This window comes from Cyclobacterium sp. (genome assembly GCF_014762705.1).
Taxonomy (GTDB): Bacteria; Bacteroidota; Bacteroidia; order Cytophagales; family Cyclobacteriaceae; genus Cyclobacterium.
The window spans coordinates 22941-45610 of record NZ_JABURL010000061.1; the positions used below are offsets into that span (position 1 = coordinate 22941).

General features: G+C 43.0%; 19 protein-coding genes. 8 read left to right on the forward strand and 11 right to left on the reverse strand.

The window, feature by feature from the left end; genetic code table 11:
• Nucleotides 1-16: 16 nt before the first annotated feature.
• Genes HUJ21_RS11665 through HUJ21_RS11685 form a run of 5 tightly spaced genes read left to right on the forward strand, consistent with a single transcriptional unit; the run spans nucleotide 17 to nucleotide 5972 of the window.
• Nucleotides 17-1105, forward strand: coding sequence for a hypothetical protein (locus HUJ21_RS11665; RefSeq protein ID WP_291369949.1), 1089 nt, complete (start codon nucleotides 17-19; stop codon nucleotides 1103-1105).
• A complete protein-coding gene (locus tag HUJ21_RS11670) occupies nucleotides 1098-2429 on the forward strand; it encodes a YcaO-like family protein (RefSeq protein WP_291369951.1) in 1332 nt (443 codons plus the stop codon). Before HUJ21_RS11665 ends, HUJ21_RS11670 begins: the two co-directional genes overlap by 8 nt.
• Before the next feature lie 33 nt (nucleotides 2430-2462).
• Nucleotides 2463-3269 (forward strand): SagB family peptide dehydrogenase, encoded by an 807-nt coding sequence (locus tag HUJ21_RS11675; RefSeq protein ID WP_291369953.1) that lies wholly within the window; start codon nucleotides 2463-2465, stop codon nucleotides 3267-3269.
• Nucleotides 3244-5484, forward strand: a complete 2241-nt coding sequence (locus HUJ21_RS11680; RefSeq protein ID WP_291369955.1) for a hypothetical protein — start codon at nucleotides 3244-3246, stop codon at nucleotides 5482-5484. Before HUJ21_RS11675 ends, HUJ21_RS11680 begins: the two co-directional genes overlap by 26 nt.
• Nucleotides 5485-5486: 2 nt before the next feature.
• A complete protein-coding gene (locus tag HUJ21_RS11685; RefSeq protein WP_291369957.1) occupies nucleotides 5487-5972 on the forward strand; it encodes a papain-like cysteine protease family protein in 486 nt (161 codons plus the stop codon).
• Between the two features lie 380 nt (nucleotides 5973-6352).
• Here the strand turns inward: HUJ21_RS11685 and HUJ21_RS11690 are convergent, their stop codons facing one another.
• The 7 genes from HUJ21_RS11690 to pxpA all read right to left on the reverse strand — a co-directional run bounded on the left by HUJ21_RS11690 (nucleotide 6353) and on the right by pxpA (nucleotide 16789).
• On the reverse strand, nucleotides 6353-7756 hold the full coding sequence (locus HUJ21_RS11690; protein ID WP_291369960.1) for an aldehyde dehydrogenase family protein: 1404 nt from the start codon (nucleotides 7754-7756) through the stop codon (nucleotides 6353-6355).
• On the reverse strand, nucleotides 7753-9393 hold the full coding sequence (locus HUJ21_RS11695; protein ID WP_291369962.1) for an acetolactate synthase large subunit: 1641 nt from the start codon (nucleotides 9391-9393) through the stop codon (nucleotides 7753-7755). Before HUJ21_RS11695 ends, HUJ21_RS11690 begins: the two co-directional genes overlap by 4 nt.
• Nucleotides 9394-10235: 842 nt before the next feature.
• A complete protein-coding gene (locus HUJ21_RS11700) occupies nucleotides 10236-12722 on the reverse strand; it encodes a zinc-dependent metalloprotease (RefSeq protein ID WP_291369964.1) in 2487 nt (828 codons plus the stop codon).
• A gap of 288 nt (nucleotides 12723-13010) precedes the next feature.
• Nucleotides 13011-14177 carry an FAD-dependent oxidoreductase gene (locus tag HUJ21_RS11705; RefSeq protein WP_291369966.1) on the reverse strand — a complete coding sequence of 389 codons (1167 nt, stop codon included), beginning with the start codon at nucleotides 14175-14177 and terminating at the stop codon, nucleotides 13011-13013.
• Nucleotides 14178-14491: 314 nt separating this feature from the next.
• Entirely contained in the window at nucleotides 14492-15346 is an 855-nt protein-coding gene (locus tag HUJ21_RS11710) for a biotin-dependent carboxyltransferase family protein (protein ID WP_291369968.1), read from the reverse strand.
• Nucleotides 15339-16055, reverse strand: a complete 717-nt coding sequence (locus tag HUJ21_RS11715) for a carboxyltransferase domain-containing protein (protein ID WP_291369970.1) — start codon at nucleotides 16053-16055, stop codon at nucleotides 15339-15341. The genes HUJ21_RS11710 and HUJ21_RS11715 overlap by 8 nt, the downstream gene beginning before the upstream one ends.
• Nucleotides 16052-16789, reverse strand: a complete 738-nt coding sequence (gene pxpA / locus HUJ21_RS11720; protein WP_291369972.1) for a 5-oxoprolinase subunit PxpA — start codon at nucleotides 16787-16789, stop codon at nucleotides 16052-16054. Before pxpA ends, HUJ21_RS11715 begins: the two co-directional genes overlap by 4 nt.
• Before the next feature lie 262 nt (nucleotides 16790-17051).
• Here pxpA and HUJ21_RS11725 point away from each other — a divergent pair, with 262 nt between their 5' ends.
• On the forward strand, nucleotides 17052-17612 hold the full coding sequence (locus HUJ21_RS11725) for a DUF4136 domain-containing protein (protein ID WP_291369974.1): 561 nt from the start codon (nucleotides 17052-17054) through the stop codon (nucleotides 17610-17612).
• A gap of 10 nt (nucleotides 17613-17622) precedes the next feature.
• Here the strand turns inward: HUJ21_RS11725 and HUJ21_RS11730 are convergent, their stop codons facing one another.
• Together HUJ21_RS11730 and HUJ21_RS11735 are read right to left on the reverse strand one after the other, a co-directional pair.
• On the reverse strand, nucleotides 17623-18261 hold the full coding sequence (locus tag HUJ21_RS11730; RefSeq protein WP_291369977.1) for a Maf family nucleotide pyrophosphatase: 639 nt from the start codon (nucleotides 18259-18261) through the stop codon (nucleotides 17623-17625).
• Complete coding sequence (locus HUJ21_RS11735) at nucleotides 18221-19711, reverse strand: acetyl-CoA carboxylase biotin carboxylase subunit (RefSeq protein WP_291369979.1); 1491 nt, start codon at nucleotides 19709-19711, stop codon at nucleotides 18221-18223. The genes HUJ21_RS11730 and HUJ21_RS11735 overlap by 41 nt, the downstream gene beginning before the upstream one ends.
• A gap of 165 nt (nucleotides 19712-19876) precedes the next feature.
• Here HUJ21_RS11735 and HUJ21_RS11740 point away from each other — a divergent pair, with 165 nt between their 5' ends.
• Both HUJ21_RS11740 and HUJ21_RS11745 read left to right on the forward strand, forming a co-directional pair.
• Entirely contained in the window at nucleotides 19877-21127 is a 1251-nt protein-coding gene (locus tag HUJ21_RS11740) for an aminotransferase class I/II-fold pyridoxal phosphate-dependent enzyme (RefSeq protein ID WP_166149266.1), read from the forward strand.
• Between the two features lie 96 nt (nucleotides 21128-21223).
• Complete coding sequence (locus tag HUJ21_RS11745) at nucleotides 21224-21397, forward strand: histone H1 (RefSeq protein ID WP_187357737.1); 174 nt, start codon at nucleotides 21224-21226, stop codon at nucleotides 21395-21397.
• A 48-nt stretch (nucleotides 21398-21445) separates the two neighbouring features.
• On the opposite strand, the gene dapA is transcribed toward HUJ21_RS11745, so the two are convergent.
• Nucleotides 21446-22339 (reverse strand): 4-hydroxy-tetrahydrodipicolinate synthase, encoded by an 894-nt coding sequence (gene dapA, locus HUJ21_RS11750; RefSeq protein ID WP_291369982.1) that lies wholly within the window; start codon nucleotides 22337-22339, stop codon nucleotides 21446-21448.
• A gap of 4 nt (nucleotides 22340-22343) precedes the next feature.
• A partial coding sequence (locus tag HUJ21_RS11755) for a hypothetical protein (RefSeq protein WP_291369984.1) occupies nucleotides 22344-22670 on the reverse strand: 327 nt, incomplete at its 5' end.

Consider the following 22670-nt stretch of genomic DNA (forward strand, 5'->3'; position numbering starts at 1 on the left):
AATCCAACTTCGTATTATGGAAATTAAATTAAAAGCCCTTCCATTTCAGGTTATTGAATTGGAAGATAGGGTTGTATTGAAGCGTGGACTTTCTTCCATGTCAATTCCCGATAAGAGTGTACTCCTTATCATTAAAGTTATCCAAAAAGCGCTAATACAAAGTCCTAAAACAGTAAATGAACTGGCGGGTTTATTCACAGGAAGTATCCATAATTTGATCACGAATTTCGTTCGCCATTTGATAGATAAAAAATTTATTGTTGACGTCAACGATACCAATACCTATCCCCACGATAAGGAAACTCCCCAGGACGTATTTTACTGGCATTTCAACGCCCATCAAACCCAGGTTTCCGACTTATTAAATGAAAAACCATGGGCATTTATAGGAATTAACGAACTAAATAAGAAGCTAATTCGCTCTCTTTTTTTAGACGGTAAACACAGCTTCCTGGTGGTGGATGATCCCTCTCTACGAAATATTCGTTTTTTCGACGACAACCACGGCCTCCTGGATGATTTTTGGAAAGATGAGCGAATTCAAATAATAGCTGAAACCCATTTTTTGGAAAATACGAGAGAGGCAGGTTTTATGATCGCATCCTCTGAATTTGGTAGTTTTTATTTGTTGGAATCATGGAATGCCTTTGCTATAAAAAATAACATTGCTTTTTATCCACTTTTATTACAGAACATGGTGGGCTACGCCGGCCCCTTGGTTATTCGGGATGAGGGGCCTTGTTTGGAATGTTTAAAACTTCGACAAAACTCCGCCAGTTCCGATTTTACAGAGAAACGCCTTACCGAAAAATTTGCCTTTGAAGGACAGCAAGTTGCAGCGTATCACCATGCCATGTTAAATGTACTGGCAGAAGTAGGAGCGTTTGATTTAATCAAATTTAAATCCAATATTCAGTGGAATCTGGGTACCATCTGTGAAGTAGATCTATTGGCAGGTTCAATGATGAGAAGAAATCTGGTAAAAGCGCCACGCTGTTCAGTATGTGGACCTTTAGATGAGATGCCTTTAATCAATATTCACCGGAAACTGACCTCTGAAGATGCCTGGAAAGAAATTGAGCAAACGGTAGGCTACGATGAATGACCTAATTACACCAATACGAAGGCTCACGGATACTTTGCCTTTTCTGCTTGATCCCAAAGTTGGGATTATCACAGGCGTCAGAGAGCATCCGCTTGAGGTCGATTCTCCCAGATTTTTTCGTTTTAATGGTTCAGCTGCCAACACAGAGGCCTTTGGAGCGTACCGAAACTTCGCCATTGGCGGAGGTGCTGCCATCAACCGGGAGTTGGCCTTAGCCAAAACAATAGGGGAATGTGTGGAGCGCTATTGTGCAGCAATTTATGACAAGAAACAATTTCCATTGTGTTCCTATAATAAGGCACCGTTTACCTGTGTTCATCCGAAGAAATTTGCTTTATACAGTCAAGAGCAATACAACCACCCCGAATTTGAATTTGACGAATTTACTGAAGACGCACCTGTTCGGTGGATAGAGGCCATAAATTTAGAAACTAAGGAGAGAACAGCAGTTCCCGCTTCAATGGTTTTTGTCCCTTATTTTTTTTATGAAAATGGCGATGAAACGCCGATTGTCCAACCAATTTCGTCAGGGTTGTCTTGTCATTGCTCCTTGGAAGAGGCTGTGGTGGGGGGGATTTGTGAAGTTATCGAAAGAGATAATTTTATGATTACCTGGCAAGCAAAGCTATCCAGAAGGAAAATCAGGAAACACACATTAAGCAAAAATAACCAGGATTTGATTCAGCGTTTTGAAGAAGTAGGATATGAGATCCACCTGATGGACATTTCCAATGAAACGAAGATCACCGGAATATTAGCGGTGGCGACTGGTACAAAAACGAACTTTGTACCGCTCGTAGTTGCGGCATCGGTAGCCTTATCCCCGGAAGAAGCGGTTAGAAAAGCAATAGAGGAGTTAGCGCATACGGAAAGGTATGCCTATCAAATTAAAAATGAATTGCCCCGTCTGGAATCGGATCCTGAATTTGACAATGTACTGGGGCAAGTCCACCACGTTAATTTTTGGGTAAATTCTGCAGTCAGTAAGGAGGCTGAATTTTTATATAGCTCAGACCAATGGATGGATTTTAAGGAATTGGTGGATTATTCTCAAGAAACTCCGTCGGAAGACATGAAAGCCCTGGTTGCTTTGATCAAAAAATCAGGATACGATGTATTGGTTACAGATATAACGACCTCTGATATCAGGAGCCTGGGGATGACCGTCATTCGGGCGATTATACCCGGATATCATCCGCTATTTATGGGGTACCACAAGCGGCCTTTGGGAGGTGATCGTCTTTGGACGATACCTCAGCAATTAGGTTTTGAAGGGTTGGTTCCCGGAAAAGCAGATTATCCATTTCCCCATCCCTTCCCCTAACAGAAAAATATTCACTGATAAAATAATTAACTTATGTTAGATTCATTGTGGAAAGAAGCAGCACTTAACAGCGAATCCGTTACTCCTTCCTGGGAGATTTTTCATGAAAATTCAAAAACGGGCCATTATGACGGTTCTTTGACAAATGAACGGGTAGTGGAAGAAATGAGCAATTTATACGACGTGTTTCCTTATAACCAATTCCCGTCTATTCCTTTACCTACGAATTTTGCGCGGATCCAACGCTCCTTTATGGAAACAGTTACCAATCGAGTTACTCCTAAAGAAATCGTACCTCAAACCCTAAGCCTGGAGCAGCTTCACACCATCTTATATTGTGGCTACGGAGTTACCAGAGACAACAAAGACAACGAATACATCCGACGCCCTTTCCGTACTGTGCCCTCGGGAGGAGCCCTGTACCCGCTGGAGTTGTATTTTTATACCAACGAAAAGGTTGAATCTTTAAAAGCGGGACTTTATCACTATTCTCCAGTAGAAAATTCCATTCAATTGATTCGGGAGGGAAATTTTGATGAGGAAATTGCGAATGCCCTGGTGGGTTTTCAAACCCACCTTGCCTACGACACTTCTATGATCCTTTTCATTACAGCTGCATTTAACCGATCCACCTTTAAGTACAAGGAAAAAGGCTACCGATTTACCCTTTTTGAAGCCGGGCATGTGGCGCAGAATATTAATTTGGCCGCCACCGCCATGGAATTAGGGGTCATCAATATCGGCGGGTATCACGATCGGCTGGTCGATCGTTTTTTGAAAATTGATGGGTTGAATCACGCAACGGTTTATCTGAATGGAATTTGCAGCGGAAAAAAATAAGGCAAGGCCCATCATTTCCCGATCCAATGAAACAACATGCTTAAAAGGATTTCATTTTGAATCCTGGGCCATTTTGCAAAAACAACTTGATGTAGCGTGTCTGAGCGGGGATTGTGTTTTTTCGGATTTGTCATTGGGTGCCTGGAAAGGTCACTGGGTGGTGCATGAGATATGCAGTCAATTAGCTATCGAACGCTATGACTATTTACAGCCGCTGATAGGCGTCGATAGCCAAGGTGAGGAATACGCCTCCATTATTAGTCGCTTGATTGATAACGAAAGTACAGGTGACCAAAACTTTATCATCGCTTATGAGAGCTGTAAGAGAATCATTTCTGAGCTTGTCAAACAACATATTAAATGCGTTGTAATCATTTCTCCTTTGCCGGGATATTCCTGGGAACGGGAAAATATTGAATTTATCCAATTGCTTTCAGAAGGTTTGAAAACTACCTCATGTAAGGTCGTACTGTTGAATTTTGGCGACGCTTCTTTTCCCTTGGGCTGGCAGGTAACCTATGATTTTCCACGAACTGATCAAAGGAGTCCCACAGGGTCGTTTCCGATCCCCGGACTAATTGAAGGCCAATTGGCATCTAAACTTCAGGAATTAATTCCACCTTCCAGTCTTATTTTATCCAGGAGCCATGTGGTGATTGCTCCTTCAGAAAGAAAAAAAGAAACCAGCAATCGCAGCTTGTTTATCAGTAGGTTAAAGCCAATTGATGACGCTTCTCATTTGCGGGTTTATTTTGAAATTCAGGAGCTTACAAATGATAGAGAGATTGGATTTTTACAATGGGAAGCTGCCAGGCGTTTTTCGGAAGGCGGTTATGCCATTGCTCTTAGAATTTTAGAGGCTATTCGAAAAAAAATCCCCGATAAATTGAAATTAGCATCCGTGGTCTCCCAAATTCAGAATATTCGGATTGCACTCATGTACTTTTCGGAGGCAGCAAACGAAGCAGCTCCTCAGGAAGATTTACCCAATGAATACAAAGCTTCTTTGTACCAAAGTAAGGCCTGGGGACTGGTGATGACCAACAGGGCACCTGAAGCTGAACCATTTTTTGAACTGGCAAGAGAGCATCTCTCTGAAACAGATTATCCCAGAGTCTATCTTTATTTATTAAATATTTCCGCTTTAAATAAATTAAAAAATGGTGATGTGGATGCGGCATTTGAGTTTGAAAGGGAGATAGAGAATAAACTTGCTCAACAAAAAGATATCGATTGGCATATATTGTATATAAACTCGATCAACCAAGCACGCCTTTACAAGAAAATCAAAGAATTTGAATTGGCTCAAACTTATTATTTGAAAGCTTTTGAAGTGAATAATAGTCTAAGGGTAGAAAGCGATTTATTATATTTTAATTTTTGCTTTGCGCAATTAGAAGAATTAAAGGGGAATAATAACAGGGCCTTTATTTTTTGGCTGCGATCAAGTTTGCACTGGCTGAGTAACGAACATCCTGAAGCATTAGCTCCCCGGGTTGCACAAGCTATTTTGGGCAGTGGATTGTCGTCCAATGTTGTATCTGTAGCGTCTATATCGATTCAATTAAAAAATGCATTGCTCTCAATTTGTCGGAAAATGAACCTCTTTTTCGAGGCTTTTGAACCGAATGGAATGATTACGTTTAGCAGAATAGAAAGAGCGGGCGAACATCCGGAGATGGCTTTAGGTACGGCAGGTTTGGGCATTATGGCGTCATCCAAGGTGGTCAGAAGCGTTTACAACGGCCCGGAATATATTTCATTAAAAGGATTAACCCATAGCATTTTGTGTACGTTATTGCCTGAATTGAAAAATTATAAAACAGTTTATACCGATTCACAATTTGGAAATGAATTGCCTGTGTCATCTCAGGAATTGTTATCCTCATGCATCAGGTATCAGGTTTCAAGAATTATTTTTGGTGAAAAAAAATATCATTTTACGGAAAAGGAGCAGTTTGAATTTTTGTTGTCTTCCAAAGTCAGGATTTGTCAGGCGATTGCTTCAGTTAAGCGGGGAGAAAATAAGCTTATTGTTTATTTTAAACGCTACAGAAGGCCCTTGACTTTAACAAAGACCGAGAAAACAATTTTGGAAAATATCCATCTTTATTCTAATGTCAGAAGTATTTATGAAGCGTTCAATAAGGATGAATTTCTTTTGGAAGTTTTGAGGCAAATGGAGGAAAAGCGTTTAATCACCATTTTTTTGTAAAGATGGGTGCTGTTAAATTAGATTTTGAAATTGAACCTCAAAGCGATTCCCGCTTATGTTGGGCAGCGGTTGCAGTGTCAGTTGCCCGATTTTATAAAGAAAGCAGTGGACTTTCTCAACTTGATTTAGCAAAACGAATGTTGGGAAATAATTACAATCGATTTTTTGCACCTGAAAAAGCCCTGGTTTGGCTGGGTATTTTTTCCGAATGCCTGGACAGACCTTTGTCCCGGGAAGAAATCTTTTCTGAATTACAAAATTCCCACCCAATTGCCGCATGTATGAAGCATTTTGTGGGTTGGCACCTGGTTGTGATCTATGGTATCGATGAAGTTGGTAATTTACTAATTGCAGATTCTATGCTTGGAAATAGCATTTGGAGTTTGCATGCCTTTACCCATGAGTATCAGAAATATTACCATTGGACTCATGCCTATAAAACAATTGGGAGATCGGATCCTATAGATCTCCATCCTGGAATGGGCTAAAGCCGCATTCCTATTGAGGTTAGGGCTTTGATTAATAGGATTGTGTTTTATGGAATGGGATGATTTTTCTTTAAGAAATTGAATATGGATCATTTTTTAAATCCAACTTGATTTTGGCTAAAGCCAGGTTTTGGTTTTTCTTCAATAGGAATGGCCTATTGCCTATTGAAGGCGAGCCATTTGTTGGCAATTCCTGATTTGTAATCAAAATACATTTAAAACAATTGCCTAATAGCTGCAGGCAATAAAGATATTCCAGTATTATTGGCTTTAGCCAAAACCTCTCCTCTCAAAAATTGCTTTTAACCTAATTGCACTTAAAATTTAAAAGGCCTCTCATCCTCACATGAAAGGCCTTTTAAATCTAATTTGAACCCTATTTATGGCAATAATTTGCTTCTGAAAACCATCAGCTTCTCCCTGGTCATGTCATGCATGGAGTGGGGGATGCCGCCCAGGCCTTCACCCGAGGCATCTCTGCCCCCAAAGGGCATCCAGTCTACCCGGAAGGCGGTATGGTCGTTGACCATGACGGCCGTGGCATTCAGCTTTTGTACTGTATCCAGGGCCAGATCAATATTCTTGGTGAATACAGCGGCCTGGAAATGGTATTCCAGACTATTGGCCAATGCTATGGCCTTATCCCTGTCCGCATAAGCATACACACAGACCACAGGGCCAAAGATTTCTTCTTTGGATACACGGGCATCATGGGGAGGATTGAACAACACCGTTGGTTCAAAACAGGTGTCGCTGATGCGCTTGCCTCCGCAAAGCAGTTCAGCACCGCCGGCTACGGCTTCCTTCACCCATTCTTCTACCCGGTCCACTTCTCCGGTGCGGATCAGGGGGCCTACTTCGGTAGCCTCATCCAGGGGATCGCCGACCTTTAGTTTTTTGGCCGCTGCAGCCATGTCCTGCGCCAGTTTTTTGGCTATTTTCTCATGGACAAATACTTTCTGCACCGATACACAAACCTGTCCGGCATGGTAAAAGCCACCTTTTACCAGCAGGGGCAACATGTCTTCTACATCTGCATCGGGTTCTACGATCACAGGAGCAGCGCCACCATGCTCCAGGGCACAGCGGGTACCGGGAGCCAGTTTGGATTTCAGGTACCAGCCGATTTTTCCTGACCCAATAAAAGACAGGAAATTGATCCTCGGATCGGTAGCTAGTTTTTCGGTCTGCTCATTGGAACAAAGCACCATTTGCACCCAACCATCAGGTACGCCGGCCTCTTCTAAAATATCCACCAATGCCTGGCAGGAGAGAGGCGTGGTGCTGGCGGGTTTGATGATCACCGGGCATCCTGCAGCAAAGGCCGTGACAGTCTGATGGACGATAAGGTTCAGCGGATGGTTAAAGGCGGAAATAGAGGTCACTACGCCTATGGGCTCCCGGATGGTAAAGGCCATCCGGTTTACAGAGGCTGCGGTAAGCCCCATAGGAACTTGTTCTCCTTTCAGATGAGAAATCTCTTCAGTGGCAATTTTCACCCCGTTGATGGCCCGCATGACTTCCACTTTGGAATCTTTGTAGGGTTTACCGCCTTCCCGGGCTGCGGTTTTGGTCAATTCTTCTACCTTGCCCTCCATAAGCTGACGGGCCTTTTCCAGGATGGCAATTCTTTTGTAAGGTGGAATCCAGCCGGATTGGTCCAGGAATAAGGCATGCGCCTTTTGAATGGTTTTTTCCACCTCAGCTTCATCCATTAAGGGCAACTCACTGATCAGGCTTTGGTCATAGGGTGATGTTATTTTCAATTTTTTATCGTTACTCATAGTTTGGCTGTTTTTTCTTTTAACATTACATTTAATATAGGGTGGTTGAGGGAATAATCCACAGGCAGGTCAATGACATGAACGCCGGGGCTATTCAGGCTTTTGTCCAGGATCTCCTGGAAGTTGGCATCACTCTCAGGCCGGTAACCGTGAGCCCCATAGCTGTTGGCATACTGGATAAAATCTGGATTGTTAAAGTCCAGACCGTAATTTTTAAATCCCATATCTTCCTGTTTCCATTTGATCATGCCGTAGCCATGGTCATTAAGGATGATGACCACCAGATTCAATCCCAGTCTTACAGCGGTTTCCAGTTCCTGGGAATTCATCATAAAACCGCCGTCCCCGACTACGGCTACTACTTTTTTATGGGGATACAAAAGGTTTACCGCCATGGCCGAAGGCAGCCCGGCACCCATAGAAGCCAGGGCATTGTCCAGCAAGAGGGTATTTGGGTGGTAACAGGTATAATTGCGGGCAAACCAGATTTTATACACCCCATTGTCCAGGGTGATGACATCTTTTTCCCCCAGATTTTTACGAAGCAGGTTGACCAGCCGCTGGGGGAGCATGGGGAAGCGCTCGTCCTGAAAATATTTGGAAAGGTGACCGGCCACTTCTTCCTTCACTTTTTTATAGTAGGAGAAATCCCAATTTTGGGTCGGGGAGACCTGTTCGGTCAGCTTTTTCACCGAGTGGGTGATGTCACCGACCACATTAAGTTGCGGGAAATAGACAGGATCTACCTCTGCCGGTGAAAAATTGATATGGATGACTTTTTTGCCTCCATGTTTCATAAAAAAAGGTGGCTTCTCGATCACATCGTGTCCCACATTGATGATCAGGTCTGAAGCATCCAGGGCTGCATGAAGGAAATCATTGCTGGAAAGGGCCGCCGTACCCAGGTACTGGGGATGGCGTTCATCGATTACCCCTTTGCCCATCTGGGTGGTGAAGAAATAGATACCGGTTTCGTCTACGAATTCCGCCAGCGCCTGGCAGGTGACTTTCCGGTTGGCACCGGCTCCGATGAGCAGCAGGGGCATTTTGGCCGCCTCTATCATTTTTACTGCTGCTTCAATGGCTTTTTCATCGGGATTGGGGATAATATGACCCACTACATCAAAAACCATATCTTCTGTTTCTTCCTGTGCAATGTCTTCCGGTAACTCCAGGTGCACAGCACCAGGCCTTTCCTCTGTAGCCAGTCGGAATGCCTCGCGGATTTGGGAGGCGATCACATTGCCATTGACAAGCTGTTTGGTGAATTTGGTGATGGGCTGCATCATGTCCACTACATCGATGATCTGAAAGCGGGCCTGCTTGCTTTTTTTGATGGGCTTTTGACCGGTGATCATCATCATGGGCATGGCACCCAGCTGGGCATAGGCTGCCGGTGTGACCAGATTGGTGGCACCGGGACCAAGGGTGGCCAGGCAAACGCCGGGTTTGCCGGTGAGCCTGCCGTAGGTGGCCGCCATAAAGCCGGCGCCTTGCTCATGCCGGGTAAGGATCAATTTGATACTTGAATTACTCAGTGATTCCAATAAATCTAAATTTTCCTCCCCGGGTACGCCGAAAATATATTCCACCCCTTCTTTTTCCAGGGCTTTTACAAATAAATCTGATGCTTTCATAAATAAAAATTGTAAAGAATTGGTAAAGGTTTAGTCCATGCAAATTTGATACTAATCTACTCTTTAAGAATTTAAATACCGAATTTTTTCGCTATAAGGCCTGAATGCCTGTGATTTTATCCTAATCTATGATCAACAGCATTTAGTGAAAAAAACAGGCTTTCTGAGATTTAGGATTCAGAAAATGTCCCAATTAGGATGATGATAGGTTTTTCAATAAATTGATTTACAGGTGTTCAAAAAACACGTCAAAGGTAGTTCGGCGCAGCAATCTGAAACGGAGCGGGAACATGAGGAAACCGAAGAAAGGACGGTAAGATCGGATATGCGTATAGGTAATTTTTCAGACTGCCGCGGGTGCCGGGTTATTTTCGATTCCTTATCATTCAGATCGGCACACTCTCAGTGACGAAAATGCCGTCATCGCGAGCCCAGCGAAGCGATCTGAACCGGAGCGGTGGCATAAGGAAATCGAAGAAGGGACGGTAGGATCGGATTTGCATATCCGTATTACTACAGACTGCCGCGGATGTCGGGACGTTTTTGATTCCTTATCATTCCGATCGGCACCCTACCATTGACGAAAATGCCGTCATCACGAGCATAGCGAAGCGATCTGAACCGGAGCGGGGACTAAGAAAAATGAAGAAAGCAACCTTGGACTCCCCTTAACCATCGTTGAGTCCTGCTTTTCCATTCTCCCTCACATTCCGGGTAAATGGCTGATAGCCTGATGAAACCAATAATTTTAGCATCCATAAAAAAAAAGGAGGAGGTAACCTACCTCCTCTTTTCCTTTCCAACTTATTAAAGATTAAAAAATTAACCCTAGTTAATGGTTATTAATGTGCTGTTTCACAAATAGGGGATAACCAATTTTCTACCATCTGACCTATGGGAGCTCCGTCAGGGGCGGGCAAGGGTTTCAGGATCAACATCTCCTTATCTGGATTTTCTTTGAATTGGCGGATTTGATCCATGCAATACATGTAGTGCGCTTTTTGAGAAAAGTCAGCAGTATCCTGTGATTTCATCCAATCGTTTAATACCGAGGCTTTCATCAAAGCAACAGCCCTTACCTGAGCCGATGTGCCTGAGTTGCTTCCCAACTGCATCAAATGCTGCAGGACCAATTTTTCAACTGATCTCTTGATTTCAGCGGCATATCCGGATTCGGCCGGAGCCTTCCAGGTAGCCTCCAATACCTGATCGATCATTTCATCCAACCCGATTTGCTGGGGATCCATGGCTTTTTGGCTGATCAACCGGGAGGCTCTTTCGGGATGAAAGAGGAGGGAAAGGCAGTGGTGGGCCGCAATCTCCGCCGGGCTTAAAGGATCAAACACCAGTCCTGTGGTTCTGTGGAAAGTTTCTCTTGGATTTGGGTTGTAACCAAATGGTCTGGGAGGCAGGTGATTCAGGATTTGTTCCGGTAAGGCCAGGTTTTCAGCCTGCAGGATTTCTAAAATCTGAGACAAAGCATTTTCCTGCTCTTCCCTGGAAATGGTTTTGTGAAATGGGGTTTTATCTCCCTTTACAGCATACCCATAATTCACTCCACCCAACACCTTGGAGGCGGCCTCTACCTGATAACGGTGGTACATGTAGACAGGAACCAGCAATTCTTCCAGTTTGGCAAGGGGAGTCCCATCGGGTATTTTATGGAGACCAAAATCATCCAGAACCAGTTTTCTGATAGCCAGTGTTTGCTTTAATTCGGTTACAGGGTCCGATCCATTGTCCCATAAATGGGTTTCGGGATGTGCTGAACCTGCTGGCCTGGCGTCCTGGTCAGACAAAAAATCCAGCCCATTTTCCTTATATTCAGCTATCCACTGGTTGATCGCAGCTTGCTCCTCCATTCCATCCGGCAGGGCTGAATAGGCCATTTTGATGGCCGCGATATCCCATTCACCAATTCCTTCCGCATAGGCATCAGACAGGTCTATCGCACCGTCTTTAATCCTGATGGTAGGATGGGGGTAATCCATGACAGAAGTTCTTCCTTTTGCACTTGCGATATAATTATGTGGCAGTCCAAGGGTATGCCCCACTTCATGAGCAGCCAATTGTCTCATCCTGGCAAGTGCCAGGTCCATAATGGCCTGATCATCAGCGTTGGTGGAGTCGAAGTTGCCTGCCAGGGCCTGAGCAATCAGGTAATCCTGCCTTACCCGCAGCGAGCCTAAAGTTACCTTTCCTTTGATGATTTCTCCGGTGCGGGGATCCGTCACCCCTCCTCCGTAAGACCATCCACGGGTAGATCGGTGTACCCACTGCACCAGGTGATAGCGCACATCCATGGGGTCGGCATCCTCAGGTAGCAATTTAACCTGAAAGGCATCCTTAAAGCCTGCTTTTTCAAAGGCCTCGGCCCACCAAAGGGTGCCTTCCATAAGTGCAGTTTTTATGGGTTCGGGAGTTCCGGGATCAATATAATAGATGATGGGGTTTTCTACTTCACTCAAAGCTGTTCCTGGATTCTTTTTTACCAGCCGGTGCCTGCGCATGATCTGCTTTTCTATGGGTTCATTGATTGGGGTAGAATAATCATAATAGCTGACCGCATTGACTCCGGCTCTGGGATCGAATTTTCTGATTTCAAATTTATCGTCTGGTAAGGCCACAAAAGAATGGTGCAGTCTCAGGCTGATGGCATTTGGGTCGGGTAAAATTTGCCGGATATAATTTCCTGCCAGCTCTCCTGTGAAGGTGATGGTAGCTTCTATTTCCGTGTTTTTGGGGAAGCTTTTTGTTCTGGGTTTATAAAGGGCTGATCTGGATAAATCAATCTTGAAATTGCCCTGTCCGTTTCTTTTGATGGTTTCTACCACGCCTATGGCATCCTGAAGGAAAAAATCAGTTCCATCCACAAGAATTTGCTTGTTTCCACGGCCGGCAATTTTGAAACCCCAAATAATGGAATTAGCAAAGGATTCTTCCACTGCCGCTTGTTCCAGGTTGTTGTTTGCTGAGGCCCTGAAGTTGTAATTATTGGCTTGAAGAAGTAATTTTTCACCAACAGGAATAAAACTTACAATCCTTGCTCCGGATATCCTACCCCTGTCCAAACCGATATCATTGGAGCCCAGCCCAGCAGACAGGGAAGGGTAATACAGCATTTCCGAAACGGATTCAGGAATGGCCATCCATATTTTCCCTTTTGAATCATCCCAGTACAGGTCAATTAGTCCCGGCATTTTTTCCATGTCCTGGGTTAGGGATTGGATATCCTGAGTTTTTGTTTCCCGGGATTGACCTATTGCCTCAATTTTACAAATGAAGATAAGGAGTAATACACCAAATAGTTTAAGTTTAAGCAAATCCATGAGCTGATAGGGTTGGTTTTTTTCCAAAAATAAGGAGGAATGCATCAACTATCTATTCTGCAGATAGAAAGTCCTGAAATAACCTTTCAAGATGGCGGAAATCCCTTTATTGGAAAAAAGCTGAAAAAAATGCGTAATGCTGTCCGGTATACCCTTGAACTTCAATCTTCCTGCTTTAAAAATATTTCTTTTTAATAAATTTTTCATAGATTTGAAATGAATTAGTTGTTAGTGGCTAAGTTCAATCTGAGGAGACCCTTGGGCCCTAACCCGGGGTTTCCTCTTTTTTTATCCTTTTAGTTCTTCCATCATGTCTTCCACGGTTGTGAGAAATTTTTCCTTTACTGCAGGATCAGGAGTAGTATCCCAATTGCCTTCAATATGATTGCCACCCAGCATGATTCCGTCTCTTCTCGGAATAAAATAGACACCGGACATGTTTGCCCTGTAAGTCAGTTCTGGCTGGGGTATCAAAAAACACAATTGTCCGGATACGGGTACCAAATCATCATCTCCGAATATTTTTTTTGCACCTAATCCGGTGCAATTCACGATACATTTCTCAGGTAGGGCATCCACATCTTCCGGCCTGTTGAATACCCTGATATCTATTTTACCTCCTGCAAGTAAAAAATCATCTTTCAGCATCTTCAGATAGGAGGGGATGTTGAAAATATTGGTGGGGCTTTTGGATACGTTTTTGATTTTGAAAGGGTTTTCCCTGCGGGACAGGCTTTCACCTTTTGGATAAAAATCCATCTCCTTCGTAATCAGAAGGTCTTTGATAGAGGCTTCCCCGGGATTGGGTCTTTCCGACCTGTCATCTGTCCGTATGCTGTAATTGTCCATCCAATCCACTACCTGGTTCAATCCAAGCAGGCGTTGGTAGGTATGATAGGAATGGTAATAGGCTTTTTTAAATTTTTCCTGAAATGCTTCCGTTATCAGCCCAGGCTCAATAAGTTTGTGGGAAGGAGACCAGGTACCTGTAGCCATGGCAGAGGTAATATTGGGGTACAGGTCTTTGGTATAAATCGTCACTCCATAGCCTTTTTGTTGTAGTGTTCGTGCTGTAGAAAGACCCAATACACCACAACCCATCACAGCTATCTTGTTTAATTCTGGGTCTGAGGGCACCATTTCGCAAGCCAGCATGGCTGAGCCCCAGGATAGTGACCAACCGCTGCCGCCATGACCATAATTGTGGATCAAAACCTTGCTGCCCAGTTCCTGGGTTTCAATTCTGGGCCCGGATCGCCTGAATGGCCTCAAGCCGACGCTTTCCTTGATTACCCTGGAGGAGGATACCTTTACTTTTGGCAACCTTACCCGCTTTCCAATATAAAATCCAGCATCCTTCTCAACAATACCTGAAAATGCAGGATTACCAATGCATCCGGCACCCAGCGCTGCTAAACTAACTTTCTTAATAAAGTCTCTTCTTGGATGAATCATTTCAATGTGGTTAAAGTGATAATAAGCTTGGGTCAGATTGGGTTCACTGGAAAGTGTAGTTGTTTGTGTGGTTGAAATAATAACCAATATTATCAAATAATTCATTTAAATTCAAAATAAGGGTGAAAAAAATATGTTATAAATTATTCAATAAATGAAAAAATAGCATATAGGGATAAAAAAATAATCGGTATTTTGAATACGGGTCAATTTAAAAATAAAGATCCTTGTATCTGACACCCTGGTTTTCCAGGTCCTGAGGGGTATGGCTGATCAAAAAGTACAGATTAAAATATATTCCGGGTTATACTCCTTTAGTAGGACAATATATCAAAGCGAATTTTTCCGGAAGGTCTCAATTGTGCCAATTTCGAAAGGGAATACCGGGATAATTGCAGGACCCTGGGATATCCGCCCGTTACCTGTGCATCTTTCATCAAAACAATCAACTTTCCTGAAGGGGTCAATTGTACCGTTCCCGGATATACCGGAGCCGAAATCAATTCTTTCAGCTCATGAATCATTTTTTCTTCCAGCTGAATGCCCATTCTGCTTTGGGCCTGAGATAGGGTAAAGGTGTTTTGACCAAGTTGCTGCCTTTGCTGCTCATTCAACTGTGCAAAGGAGGGGCCGGGATAGGCTTCAAGGCATTGGTATTCAGTAAATATCAGGGGTTTTATTTTGGCGAGGTCATTAGGTATATTTTCGCTTTTTGGATAAAAAACAATACGATCATTGTTGGCAAATTTAGCCTTTTGGGTAATACCAGGGTAAAAGGAATGGCTTCCCAGTACCTGATCAGCAGCAAAATTTCCATTGATGGCCATATAGGCCCATTGACCTTTAGCAGGTGGTGTAATGGTCAAAACTTCACCTTTTTGGACGGGAATGATTTGGTTGCCAGAAAAGGAGGCTCCCTGGCTGGATATTTTTCCGACGGCTCCGGTAAAAACCACCTGAGCGGATGCCTCAAAAATCATTTCCACTCCTCCCATATATATTTCCAGGCAGACAGCACCCGATGGCCTTCTTATCAGCCGATTGGCCATAACAAAGGAATCAAGGTCCATCGGGCCGGATTGGGGTACACCCAAAGCAGCAAATCCGGTCCTGCCGCTGTCCTGTAAGGTGGTCATGACACCTGCTTTCTTCAACCTGATGTTAGCCATGATATGCTGTTTTTTCCCAATTAAAATCATTCAGAGCAACTATTTCTTCATATGCTTTCCTGGGGATGGCTTCAAACCGGACCCTGTCCCCAGGCGAGAAAGGAAGTTGCAATTTTCCATTCTGGAAAAACCCTACCGGGCACCGGCCAACCACATACCATCCTCCCGGACTATCCATGGGATAGACCCCTGTTTGGCTTCCCCCAATGGCAACAGATCCTTTGACAATTTTTTTCTCAGGGATGGCCTTTCTTGGAACATGCAATTCCTTATCAAGCCCACCTAAATACATAAACCCTGGCAAGAAACCATAAAAGTATAGCAGATAGGAAGGAGCAGTATGTTTTTCTATAAAAGCCGATCGTTTCAAGCCTGATTTTTCTAAATATTCCTGCAGCTCAGGCACCAGGTCCCTATCATAGCAAACCGGTAATTTCCATTCTACCGGCAGCATTTCCGGGTTTGGTTTGGAAGATCGCTTCAATTCCCGTAAGATTGGAACGAAGGATTTGGCATCAACCCCCTCATTCAGTTGGATGCCAATGACCTGGTAACCATGGTGGATGGAACGTATTTTGTCTTTCCATTTCCGGGTTATGCGCTCTTTAAATGCAAGGATATCCAAAAGTATTTCTTCCTCGATCCTCTCGGGCCAGTGAACTTCAACAATCTCAGGACTTAGTGCAAAAATTTTTACAGGATAATTCATGAATGAGGGTTTGTGGTTTCTGCAAGTTTTGTAGCGACCAGCTTCGCGATTTCCACTGCCCTGGGATGATCACCATGGATACAAATCGTATCTGCCTTAACTTTATAAAAATCTCCGTCAATTGTTTTTACGCTACTTTTTGCCAGCAATAAGGAAACCTGTTCATCAATTTCCTTTAAATCCGTTAATATTGCCCTGGGATGTTTCCTGGGAAGCAATTCCGTAGCAGATGCATACTTACGGTCTGCAAAAACCTCATGGCATAGTGGAATACTGGTCCGGACTGCCGCATTGGCCATACAGGAACCAAAGGGGGCATAAAGGATTTGATTTGGAAAATGATGTTTGATGAATAAGGCCAGTTCAAGTGCTAATTCCTGATCAATCAAACTGTCCAGGTAGAGGGCTCCATGGAATTTGATATGGTGGAGATTAACCTTTTCCTGTATGGCCATACTTTTTATCTTTTCGATTTGTGATTTAAGGCTATCTTTTAAAATTTCAATATCAAGGTCTAAGGAAATCCTCCCAAAATTATCCTTATCCGGATAGGAGGGGTGGGCCCCGATTTTTACCTGATGTTTTTTTGCCAGACCTATGGTATGCTCCATACTGGCATCATCTCCGGCATGGCCTCCGCAGGCGATGTTACAGCTTCCCAAATAGGGCATGATTTTTTGATCAAATGGCATGCCTTCCCCCAGGTCACAGTTAATATCAATTTCTTTTTTCATTCTAAAAGGAGCTTATTGACAAAAAATAGAAACTGATACAGCTGCCCGCACGTCCCGAGTTTAACAATTTTTGTCAAAAATCTTACAACATTCCTCATTTTAATTACGTCTTGAAGGTAAAAATTAAGGAGTAAAATAGGAAATCGACAAGATTAAAATCACCATTAAACACACAATTCAATGATGATTTTTATCGTTAAAGATTCCCCCGAAAAAATGATCGGGACAAGTTATGTTGCAAATAATAAACAATTATAAACTCATGAAATATACACAGCGTATATTGATATTATCGGCTATGATTATGTTGGCTTCCTGTAGTCCTGTGAGGGTCTTTCTGGAAAAAAACGAGGTAGCAGAGGTAGCCGATTACAAAACATTCTATGTCATCAATCAATATTATGATAAAGATGCATTTGAATCACCCGTTTTGGAAGACAACCTGCAAAACAGCCTTACCGAAGGTATGAAGGGTTTTGGTTTTGAACAGGATATGGAAATGCCGGATTTGATTGTCAGGTACAATACCAACCTTACCGACCGGCAGAAAGAGGTGAATTCCACTCCAATGATGAATCCTTATATGGGCATGGGTTGGTACAATCCCTGGATGATGCCATGGGGATCAAATATGGGTAGTTTCAGGGTGGAGAATTATGACATGGGCGAATTGGTCGTAGATTTTATTGATACCAAACAGGATAAGGTAGTCATGCGGATCAGTGCCGTAGGTGAAATCACCAAACCCCAGCAAAAAAGCAGAAACCTGAAGACTTCCGTTGAGAAGATTCTGAAGACCTTTTCGAAAAAAATCGCCTCCTGATTTTTTCCGATCAATACTTTAGATCATAATTCGATTTTAAGTAGGCATAAATTTTATGCACGGGTAATCCCATAACGGTATAGTAAGAGCCATGGATGCTGTTGATGCCAATTAGCCCTATCCATTCCTGAATTCCGTAGCCTCCTGCTTTGTCGAAAGGTTTGAAGGCATTGATGTAATGCTTGATTTCGAAAGTATCCAAATGGGAGAAACTTACCTCGGTGCAATCAGAAAAGAGTATTTGATGTTCCAGGTCCATGATACAGACCCCGGTGATCACTTTATGGGTTTTTCCTTGAATCGACTCCAGCATCTCCATGGCTTCGGCTTCATTTCCAGGTTTATTCAAAATAGCCGACCCGGCCAGGACTGTCGTGTCAGCAGTGATCAAGAGGTCTTTATCGTACAAGTAGGGCAAAAAAGCTTTGGCCTTCTTTTCAGCAAGATATTCAGCTACCCTGCTCGGGTCCAGGTCATTTGGGAAGGATTCATCCGTATCCAGAGATTGGGTGGTGAAATGAAGACCTAAATCCCTGAGCAGTTGTTGCCTTCTTGGGGATTTAGAGGCCAGAATGATATTTTTGTCAGGGATTTCCAATTTGGTTTCGTTAGTTGATTTTTCTTTTCTTCCATTTGGAAGGACTGCCATTTTCCATTTGCTTTATTCCTGATGCAGGAGGAATGCTCAGAAAGTCTGAAACGAAAAAGGCGACGGCTTCTTTTTCTTCCATACCCGGCTCATCCTCCAGCATATCCGGTTTAAAATACTGGTCTATGAAATGTGTGGTAAAGGTACCGTTTACAAAAGCCTCCTGCTGCATTACCCAATTGCAAAAGCCGAGCGTATTTTTGACTCCATGTATTTTAAATTCACCAATGGCTCTTTTCATTTTGTCAATGGTGCTGCTCCTGTCCTCCGCATACACTATTAATTTCCCTATCAGGGGATCATAAAAAATGGGTATTTCCATGCCTTCTTCGTATCCGATATCTACCCTTATTCCGGGTCCTTCTGGTTTATTGAAGACCTGTAATGATCCGGTATCGGGTAAGAATTGATTTTTTGGGTCTTCGGCGTATACCCTTATTTCCATGGCGTTTCCTCTGATTTTCAGGTCATTTTGTGACCATGGCAGTGCTTTTCCTTCAGCAATGTTGATCTGGGCTTTTACCAAATCAATACCGGTTATGCATTCCGTTACCGGATGCTCTACCTGAAGCCTTGTGTTCATCTCCAGAAAATAAAAATTCTGATCCCTGTCTAAGATGAATTCTACCGTTCCTGCTCCGGTATAGTTGCAAGCTTTGGCCACCAATATGGCTGCATCACCCATGGCCTTTCTGGTCGCAGGGCTAATGGAAGGGGATGGTGCTTCTTCTATTACTTTTTGATGGCGACGTTGTACGGAACATTCCCGGTCAAATAAATGGATGGTATGCCCTTGCTGGTCAGCCAGTATTTGAATTTCTACATGTTTGGGTGATTGGATGAATTTTTCCAGAAAAACGGCGGCATCTCCAAATGCACTTTTGGCCTCTCCCATGGCCCGTGATAATTCTTCCCCTAAATCCACCGGATCATGAACAATGCGCATACCTTTTCCACCTCCTCCGGCACTTGCTTTGATCATCAAAGGAAATCCTATATTGCGGGCAGCTTTGTCCGCTTCCACAAGGTCAGTAACTGAAGCTGTGGTTCCTGGAACCAGAGGGATATCAAATGCTGCAACAGCTTTTTTTGCAGCCAGTTTGTCACCCATGGTGGCAATGGCCTGCGGTGTGGGGCCAATAAACAACAAACCGGCATCGATCACCCTTTGGGCAAAAGCAGCATTTTCCGATAGAAAACCATATCCCGGGTGAATGGCGTCCACATCAAACTTTTTTGCCGCCTGGAGGATAGCATCCTGGTTCAGATAGGATTGGGATGCCGGGGAAGGACCAATACAGACGGCCTGGTCTGCAAACCTGACATGGGGAGCAAAAACATCCGCCTCGCTGTATACGGCCAGGGTTTTGATACCCATTTCTTTGGCTGTTCTCATGATACGGAGACTAATTTCTCCCCGATTGGCTACCAAAAGTTTTTTAATTTTCACAGGTCAGGTTTTCATGGTGCATCACGAATTAAACAAATATGCACTATAAAAGAAAGGATTTACCAAAAGTCCCTGTAATTTTGGGGAAGCCGCTTAAAAACATTACTTTTGAGGGTTTAAATCATCGATCTAAAGATATTTGTTATACAGTAAAGTCGTTACAAGTTGGATATATTTGAAAAACTGAACACAAATCTGGGTCCTTTGGGAAAGCATTCCGAATTATCGGAAGGTTATTTTATGTTTCCTAAGCTTGAGGGTGAAATAGCTCCCCGAATGAAGTTTATGGGAAAAGAAGTACTCACCTGGAGCCTGAATAATTATTTGGGGTTGGGAAACCACCCGGAAGTCAGAAAAGCGGATGAAGAAGCTGCCAAAAAATGGGGTGCGGCCTATCCCATGGGAGCAAGGATGATGTCCGGGAATACCGACCTCCATGAAAAACTGGAGCATGAACTGGCGGAATTTGTTGGTAAGGAAAAAGCCTACCTGCTCAACTATGGTTATCAGGGCATTATGAGTGTGATAGATTCTCTGATCGACCGAAAGGACGTAATCGTATATGATGGAGAATGTCATGCCTGTATCATTGATGCACTGAGAATGCATATGGGAAAGCGCTTTGTCTTTCCCCACAATGACATGGAAAGCTTTGGAAAACAACTTGTTAGAGCGGAAAAACTTACCCGTGTAACAGGGGGTGGAATTCTGGTAATTACCGAGGGTGTATTTGGAATGACCGGAGATATGGGTAACTTGAAGGATATTGTTGCCTTTAAGGAAAAATTTCAATTCAGGCTATTGGTAGACGATGCGCATGGTTTTGGCACCATGGGAAAAACCGGTGCAGGCAGCGGTGAAGAACAGGGTGTACAGGATCAGGTAGATCTATATTTTTCTACTTTTGCCAAATCAATGGCCAGTATTGGCGCATTTATTGCAGGAGATGCAAAAATAGTGCATTACTTAAAATATAACATGCGTTCTCAAATATTTGCCAAAGCTTTGCCGTTGATTATGGTGGAAGGTGGCTTGAAGCGCCTGGAGATGCTCAAAAACAGACCTGAATTCAGGGAAAATCTCTGGAAGATTGTCAATGCATTGCAAAATGGCTTAAAGGAAAAAGGTTTCAGTATTGGAAAAACCAATTCACCGGTGACACCTGTAGTATTGAATGGAACGGTAGGAGAGGCGGCAACATTGAGTAAAGACCTTAGAGAAAATTATAATATTTTCTGTTCTGTGGTGATTTATCCTGTAATTCCAAAAGGAATGATCATATTGCGATTGATTCCTACAGCAGTACATTCACTGGCAGATGTGGAGGAAACCATTGCTGCATTTGAGGCAATTAAAGGTAAATTGAGCAGTGGATTTTATAAAACCACAGCACTGGCCACTTCATTTGGCGAATAAATGGAGAAAAAGCTACTATAACTGTAGATTTATAAACATTTTAACTATATTGAATCAAAAATTAATCTTATCATCAACCTTAATTAACTTTTAATTATGAACAGATTTAGTGAAATCAAAGATCTTATTATGTCGCTGGAAGCTGATTTTGAAAAATTCTACGACAAGAAGAATCAAGCAGCTGGTACACGGGTAAGGAAAGGAATGCAAGATTTGAAAAATTTGGCACAGGATATCCGAAAAGAAGTTCAAGACATCAAGAATACTTAAGATTTAAATAAAAAAAGAGGGCTGTTTAAATATAGCCCTCTTTTTTTTTTATTCCAGGTGGGGAGAGTAAAATTGTTTGGTATTGACTTTCTCAGCTGCCGTTTTTATCCTCTGGCTTAAATCAGGGGATGCTTTTAGCAAGGGCAACCTCACATGTTCCTCACAAATGCCCAAATGCTTCATCAAACATTTCACACCTACAGGATTACTTTCCTCATACATTAGCGGATTAATTTCCAATAGGCTGAAGGTTCCCTTTTTAGAGTAGGTAGCATTGCCATGAATAATGGAACCCATTATTTCAGGATAGGCATTGGCCATGACGGAAATTACTCCTTCCGCTCCTATACTGCGCATTAAGGTGGTGATCATATCATCTCCTGAAATCAACAAAAAGTCATCAGACTTGTCCTTGGCTATGCGCATACACTGTTCCAGATTTCCGCTGGCCTCTTTTACGCCAATAATATTCGGATGCTGGGCCAATTTCAGACTGGTTTGGTAAGTCAGGTTTGAAGCGGTTCTTCCGGGAACATTATATAGGATTACCGGAACGGGACAGTGATCTGCGATTTTGCTGTAATGGGCAATGATTCCCTGCTGACTGGGTTTATTGTAGTAGGGACTTACCGACAATATGGCATCTATGTCCGAGAAATCGATTTTTTTCATCTCGTCCAGGACTTTTTGGGTATTGTTTCCACCCAGTCCGTAAACAATTGGCAGTCGCGATCGGTTTACCTTTTTGGTGAATGCAAGTACCTGCATTTTCTCGGTTTCGGATAGGGTGGCAGATTCTCCGGTGGTACCTTGAACTACCAGGTAATCCACATTTCCGTGAATTACATGCTCAATAACTTTTTCCAAAGCCGGAAAATCAATAGTTCCGTCTTCAGAAAAAGGCGTTACCAATGCTACACCGGTACCTTTGAATTTTTCCATTGTATTAATTGATCTGCTTTAAATATTTTATCAATAGTGCCGTACCTGATTGGATATCTTTTTCTTCCTTGTTTAACATCAGGTCCAAATAGGGCTTTAACTCATCACTGAAAAACCCCATGCTATAAGACGCAGACTGTAACTGTAGCAGATAGAGGGTGAAGTAATTCAGTTTCTCAGAAGTAAAAATAATCAAATCTGGTTTAAGGGAAAGTAATTGATTTAGTTTTTCTCCTGGTTTACCAAATAAAGTAAAATCTTTATAGGAAAATGCCTGTTCATCTACAGAATTTTCATCATAATAATTCCCCAATACCTTTATATCTTTATT

Excerpts from the sequence above, each read along its gene's own strand:
- HUJ21_RS11665 (WP_291369949.1), top strand. The coding sequence starts at position 17 with ATGGAAATTAAATTAAAAGCCCTTCCATTTCAGGTTATTGAATTGGAA.
- HUJ21_RS11670 (WP_291369951.1), top strand. The coding sequence starts at position 1,098 with ATGAATGACCTAATTACACCAATACGAAGGCTCACGGATACTTTGCCT.
- HUJ21_RS11675 (WP_291369953.1), top strand. The coding sequence starts at position 2,463 with ATGTTAGATTCATTGTGGAAAGAAGCAGCACTTAACAGCGAATCCGTT.
- HUJ21_RS11680 (WP_291369955.1), top strand. The coding sequence starts at position 3,244 with ATGGAATTTGCAGCGGAAAAAAATAAGGCAAGGCCCATCATTTCCCGA.
- HUJ21_RS11685 (WP_291369957.1), top strand. The coding sequence starts at position 5,487 with ATGGGTGCTGTTAAATTAGATTTTGAAATTGAACCTCAAAGCGATTCC.
- HUJ21_RS11690 (WP_291369960.1), bottom strand. The coding sequence starts at position 7,756 with ATGAGTAACGATAAAAAATTGAAAATAACATCACCCTATGACCAAAGC.
- HUJ21_RS11695 (WP_291369962.1), bottom strand. The coding sequence starts at position 9,393 with ATGAAAGCATCAGATTTATTTGTAAAAGCCCTGGAAAAAGAAGGGGTG.
- HUJ21_RS11700 (WP_291369964.1), bottom strand. The coding sequence starts at position 12,722 with ATGGATTTGCTTAAACTTAAACTATTTGGTGTATTACTCCTTATCTTC.
- HUJ21_RS11705 (WP_291369966.1), bottom strand. The coding sequence starts at position 14,177 with ATGATTCATCCAAGAAGAGACTTTATTAAGAAAGTTAGTTTAGCAGCG.
- HUJ21_RS11710 (WP_291369968.1), bottom strand. The coding sequence starts at position 15,346 with ATGGCTAACATCAGGTTGAAGAAAGCAGGTGTCATGACCACCTTACAG.
- HUJ21_RS11715 (WP_291369970.1), bottom strand. The coding sequence starts at position 16,055 with ATGAATTATCCTGTAAAAATTTTTGCACTAAGTCCTGAGATTGTTGAA.
- pxpA (WP_291369972.1), bottom strand. The coding sequence starts at position 16,789 with ATGAAAAAAGAAATTGATATTAACTGTGACCTGGGGGAAGGCATGCCA.
- HUJ21_RS11725 (WP_291369974.1), top strand. The coding sequence starts at position 17,052 with ATGAAATATACACAGCGTATATTGATATTATCGGCTATGATTATGTTG.
- HUJ21_RS11730 (WP_291369977.1), bottom strand. The coding sequence starts at position 18,261 with ATGGCAGTCCTTCCAAATGGAAGAAAAGAAAAATCAACTAACGAAACC.
- HUJ21_RS11745 (WP_187357737.1), top strand. The coding sequence starts at position 21,224 with ATGAACAGATTTAGTGAAATCAAAGATCTTATTATGTCGCTGGAAGCT.
- dapA (WP_291369982.1), bottom strand. The coding sequence starts at position 22,339 with ATGGAAAAATTCAAAGGTACCGGTGTAGCATTGGTAACGCCTTTTTCT.